The sequence below is a fragment of the Nostoc sp. CALU 546 genome, assembly GCF_048836525.1.
Genome location: NZ_JAWJTF010000135.1, coordinates 1 through 801, shown reverse-complemented (window position 1 = coordinate 801; position 801 = coordinate 1). Strand labels below are relative to the sequence as shown.

The 801-nt window shown below is 32.0% G+C and carries 2 protein-coding genes; both read right to left on the bottom strand.

Annotated features, from left to right (window positions below):
- Positions 1-60: 60 nt before the first annotated feature.
- Complete coding sequence (locus tag RRG12_RS38095; RefSeq protein ID WP_420762780.1) at positions 61-474, bottom strand: type II toxin-antitoxin system VapC family toxin; 414 nt, start codon at positions 472-474, stop codon at positions 61-63.
- Positions 471-680 (bottom strand): hypothetical protein, encoded by a 210-nt coding sequence (locus tag RRG12_RS38090; RefSeq protein WP_420762779.1) that lies wholly within the window; start codon positions 678-680, stop codon positions 471-473. Before RRG12_RS38090 ends, RRG12_RS38095 begins: the two co-directional genes overlap by 4 nt.
- Between the last annotated feature and the right edge of the window lie 121 nt (positions 681-801).

Sequence of the window (801 nt, the reverse complement as noted above, 5' to 3'; positions counted from 1 at the left end):
ACGAGGCTTTTAGCTCCGTTAACGAGGCTTTTATCTCCGTCAACGAGCCTCTGAACTCATTTATGATGGTAAAACTTGAAATCCAGCTTGATAAAAATGATTATCTAAGGTTAAAGCTGTAACAATCTCTCGTTGTTGCATAACGATAAATGATAAACAATCAGTGAGAGAATAAGATTTGTCTTTATGCTTTTGAAAATATTCCCATCCCTGATTAAATAGAGTTCGATCGATTTCGATTAATTCTATATCAGGACTTTCCAATAACCGATTACCAACTTCAACAGCTTTATAATGAAGGTTTAGACTATTAAAAAAATTAACAACTTCATCAAAGATGTATGTTGTTGTGATTAAAACAGATTTAGACTTTATTAAAGTAGCCAAATTTTGTAATACTTTTTGATGAGCATCTTCATTTTTGATTTCCAGAGCTAAAATATAGCTGGTATCTAAAAAGTAGATACTTCTCATGGGTTATAGAGATAGCGATCGTGGTTAATTGCACTATCTGTTACATCACATTCCACAGGATTTGAACCTAAATCCCAAATAGAAGATGTTTGTTTGATGCTAGTAATAATAATTTTTCCATTTTCTTGAATAATCTCAAACTCTTGGTTTTCTCCTAATAGTTCTTTAGGAATTAATAATCCGTTTTCTGTTGCTGTTAGTTTCATCTTTAATTACGTCGATTTAGTTTATAAGTTAATTAAATGAATTTGCTTTAAGGCGGGCAAGATGCCATTGGTGTCAACTTAAGCTTAAACGCTTATTCCACATACGTTTTACCCCCCTTAA